This is a genomic window from Bradyrhizobium sp., from assembly GCF_049581145.1.
In the GTDB taxonomy this organism is placed as follows: Bacteria; Pseudomonadota; Alphaproteobacteria; order Rhizobiales; family Xanthobacteraceae; genus Bradyrhizobium.
In genome coordinates this window covers 1-4,275 of sequence record NZ_JBAURI010001083.1, presented here as the reverse complement: position 1 = coordinate 4,275, position 4,275 = coordinate 1, and the positions used below count along the sequence as shown (strand labels likewise).

4 protein-coding genes are annotated in these 4,275 nt (G+C 63.0%); all 4 read left to right on the top strand.

All coding sequences use genetic code 11. The annotated features are described in order from the left end of the window. Positions 1-668: efflux RND transporter permease subunit (locus WCB02_RS34950; protein WP_423965849.1), on the top strand; the 668-nt coding region annotated here is incomplete at its 5' end. A 95-nt stretch (positions 669-763) separates the two neighbouring features. Next, complete coding sequence (locus WCB02_RS34945; protein WP_423965847.1) at positions 764-1,747, top strand: ABC transporter substrate-binding protein; 984 nt, start codon at positions 764-766, stop codon at positions 1,745-1,747. 68 nt (positions 1,748-1,815) lie between these two features. Then, the gene (locus WCB02_RS34940; protein ID WP_423965845.1) at positions 1,816-3,939 is read left to right on the top strand and encodes a sensor histidine kinase; all 2,124 of its coding nucleotides are present in this window, start codon (positions 1,816-1,818) and stop codon (positions 3,937-3,939) included. 46 nt (positions 3,940-3,985) lie between these two features. Next, on the top strand, positions 3,986-4,275 hold a 290-nt coding region (locus tag WCB02_RS34935; protein ID WP_423965843.1), incomplete at its 3' end, for a response regulator transcription factor.

Below are 4,275 nucleotides of genomic sequence, written 5' to 3'. Positions count from 1 at the left end.
CGGTCGGACAGGCGGTGGACTTCCTGGAGGGCGAGGCCAAGAAGCTGCCAGCCGGCTTCAGCCACGACTATCTCGCCGATTCCCGCCAATACGTGCAGGAGGGCAACCAGCTGGCGATCACCTTCGGTTTCGCGCTGATCATCATCTTCCTGGTCCTGGCAGCGCAATTCGAGAGCCTGCGCGATCCCCTGGTCATCATGATCAGCGTGCCGATGGCGATCGTCGGCGCGTTGCTCCCGCTATTCTTCGGCTTGGCGACCATGAACATCTACACCCAGGTCGGACTTTTGACGCTCGTCGGCCTGATCAGTAAGCACGGCATCCTGATGGTCGAGTTCGCCAACGAACTGCAGCTCAAGGAAGGGCTCGACCGCCGCTCGGCGATCGAGATGGCGGCGCGGGTGCGGCTGCGTCCGATCCTGATGACGACGGCCGCCATGGTCACCGGACTGTTGCCGCTTTTGACCGCGACCGGCGCGGGCGCCGCGAGCCGGTTCTCGATCGGCCTCGTGGTCGTCGCCGGCATGTCGATCGGCACGCTGTTCACGCTGTTCGTGTTGCCCGCGGTCTATGTCGCGATCGCCACCGATCACCGCGCGAACGCGACCTCGCAGCGCAGCAGGGAAATCGCCGAGTTCGATCTCGGCCACCAGCTCAAGCCGACGTGATCGCAGCTGCCGCGCTGGCCGCGGCCGTGCTTTGCCTCGTCCCGTGATCGTCTGGTAGGTTCCGCCGTGGGAACGCCAATGACGGGATGCCGCAGATGAAACGTCGCGAGTTTCTGGCCGCGCTCGGCGGCGCCGTGCTGGTTCGCCCGCGCCTCGTCGTGGCAAAGACGGCGGGCCGGATCTACCACCTCGGCACGCTCAATCCCGTGGCCGCCATGACCGAAGCCACGCCGTTGGGAGCGGCCTTGGTCAAGGGGATGGCCGGGCACGGCTACACCCTCGGCCAAAACCTGACATTGGAATCGCTCGGCGCCATGGGCGATGTCGCGAAAATCCCCGCGTTGCTGGCGCAGCTGATGGATCACCGGGCGGACGCCGTCGTCATCGTGGGCTATCCGTCAGCGGTCGCCGTCAAATCGATCGGGATTCCCGCGGTCGCCGCGTTTGGCCTCGGTGACCCCGTGCAGACCGGGCTGATCGAAAGCCAGGCGCATCCCGGCGGCAACCTCACCGGCATTTCCGACGCGGCGGCGATGCTGACGACCAAGCGCCTGTCGCTGCTGAAGCAGATGTCGGCGACGCTGCAACGGGTCGCCATGCTCTGGAACGAAGACGATCTCGGCATGACGTTGCGCTACCAGGCCTCCGCAAAAGCGGCTCAAGCGATGGGAATTGCAGTGCTGGCGGTCGGCGTGCGCGAGCCCGACGATTTCGACAAGGCGTTCGCCGTGATGAGTGACGAGAAGCCCGACGCCATCCTGATGGTCGCGGACGCGCTGACCAACCTCAATCGCAGGCGCGTTTTCGAATTTGCCAGGCAAAGGAAATTGCCCGCGATCTATGAATATGACTTCATCGCGCGCGATGGCGGCCTGATGTCCTACGGACCGGATATGACGGAATCCTTCGAGCGCGCGGCGGCACTGGTGGATCGCATCTTCAGAGGTGCGCGACCCGGCGACCTCCCATTCGAGGAACCGACCCGTTATCAATTCGTCGTAAATCTGAAGACGGCCAGGAGCACGGGGCTGGACATTCCGCCGGATTTGCTGGCGCTGGCGGACGACGTCATCGAATGAACTCGCGTTAGGGGTGAGAGACAAGCCCGTTCGTTCTTGCTAAGAGGTGGACGAGGAAACAGGGTAAGATGAGTATTTCCGTTCACCCGGATATGCCGCAAGGCCGTACGCTAGCGGGATCGCGCATAGGTAGCGCGGCCGACACGGCGCCATCTTCGGTGCAGAAAACCCGCAGCCGGCTGTTTTCCAAATATGTCGCGCTGTTCGTCGCGATCGTGGGTATCGCGCTGCTCTGCAATGGTGTCTTCGAGGTCATCTTCTACTATCGCGAGCATACGGCGGCGCTGGTCCGGATCCAGCATGAGCAGGCGGAAGCCGCAGCGGCCAAGATCAGCCAGTTCATCAAGGAAATCGAGAGCCAGCTCGGCTGGACTACGCAGTTGCCATGGTCCGCCAGTTCGCTCGAGCAGCGCCGGTTCGACTCCCTGCGGCTGCTGCGCCAGGTCCCCGCGATCACCGAACTCGCCCAGGTCGACGCCACCGGCAAGGAGCGTTTGCGAGTGTCGCGTCTGGCGATGGACGTGCTCGACAGCGGGCTCGATCTTTCCAACGATCCGAAATTCACCGAGGCGATGGCCCACAAGGTCTATTACGGGCCGGTGTATTTTCGCAGGGAGTCCGAGCCCTACATGACACTGTCGCTGGCCGGCAACCGCAAGGACGCCGGGGTCAGCATCGCCGAGGTCAATCTGAAGCTGATCTGGGACGTGGTTTCCCAGATCAAGGTAGGCGAGCACGGCCATGCCTATGTGGTGGACGCGCAGGGCCAGCTGGTCGCGCATCCCGATATCAGCCTGGTGTTGCGCAACACCGACATGTCGAAGCTTCCGCAGGTCGAGGCGGCGCTCGCCGGAACGGAGCCTGTGTCCGAAACGCTGGAGGGCGAGACGAATATCGAGGGCCGGGAGGTGTTGACGGCCTCCGCCCCGATCCCGCCGCTGGGCTGGACCATGTTCGTGGAGCTGCCGGTCGACGAGGCTCATGCCGCGCTCTACGCCGCGCTGCAGCGGTCGGCGACGGTGCTGCTGGCGGCCCTGATCTTCGCGGTGCTCGCCGGGATGTTCCTGGCCCGGCGCATGGTCGGCCCAATCCAGGCCTTGCGCGCGGGCGCCGAGCGGATCGGCAGCGGCGATTTCACCCAGCGCATCTCGATTGCGACCGGCGACGAACTCGAGGGGCTTGCCAATCAATTCAACGACATGGGCGCGCGTCTTCAGGAATCCTATGCGGATCTGGAGAACAAGGTTGAACAACGCACCGCGGAGCTTTCGCGATCGCTCGACGAACTGCGCACCGCGCAGGATCGCCTGGTCCAGACCGAGAAACTCGCTTCGCTCGGCCAACTCACCGCGGGAATCGCGCACGAGATCAAGAATCCGCTGAATTTCGTCAACAACTTCTCCGCGCTTTCGGCGGAGCTGCTCGACGAACTCAACGACGTGCTCAAATCCGCGGCGCTCGAGGGCAAGACGAAACAGGAGATCGACGAGCTCTCGCAGCTATTGAAAAGCAATCTCGGGAAGGTGGTGCAGCACGGCAGGCGCGCCGATTCCATCGTCAAGAACATGCTGCTGCATTCGCGCGAAGGCAGCGGCGAACACCGCCCGACCGACATCAATGCGATCCTCGAAGAGAGCCTGAACCTTGCCTATCATGGCGCCCGCGCCGAGAAGCCGGGCTTCAACATCGCGCTCGAGCGCAAGCTTGATCCAAATGCCGGCCTGGTCGACGTCTATCCGCAGGAGATCGTCCGGGTGCTCCTCAACCTGATCACCAACGGGTTCTATGCCGCGACCAAGCGCAAGGAAACCTGCAAGGAAACCTGCAAGGAAACCTCCAAGGAGACTTCCAAGGACGCCGGGGATCCAGGTTTTGAGCCGACCCTGAGCGTCTCCACCAAGGACCTCGGCAACAGCGTGGAGATCCGGATCCGCGACAACGGCACCGGCATGTCAGCGGAGGTCAAGGAGAAGATGTTCAATCCCTTCTTCACCACCAAGCCGGCCGGCGAGGGCACCGGGCTTGGCCTCTCGATGAGCCATGACATCGTCGTGAAACAACATGGCGGCAAGATCGAGGTAGAAACCAGGCCAAATGCCTTCACCGAATTCACCGTCACGCTGCCGCGAACGATGACGGCGCAAGGTGATATTCAAGGCAATGTTCAGGGCAATGCCGGAGGCGCGCATTGAGCGCGCATGCCGGCGCCGGCGATGATAGCAGGCTCGGGACCGCCGCATGACCGCGACCATCCTGTTTGTCGATGATGAGCCCGATCTCGAGGTGCTGATCCTGCAGAAATTCCGCAGGCAGATCCGCGAGGGTGTCGTGCACTTCGTGTTCGCGCATGACGGCATCGAGGCGCTGGAATCGATCGACCGGCATCCGCACGTCGACATGGTGGTGTCCGACATCAACATGCCGCGGATGGACGGGCTGTCGCTGTTGCAGAAGCTGCAGCAAGCCGAAGACAAGAAATCGACCATCATCGTGTCTGCCTATGGCGACATGAGCAATATCCGCACCGC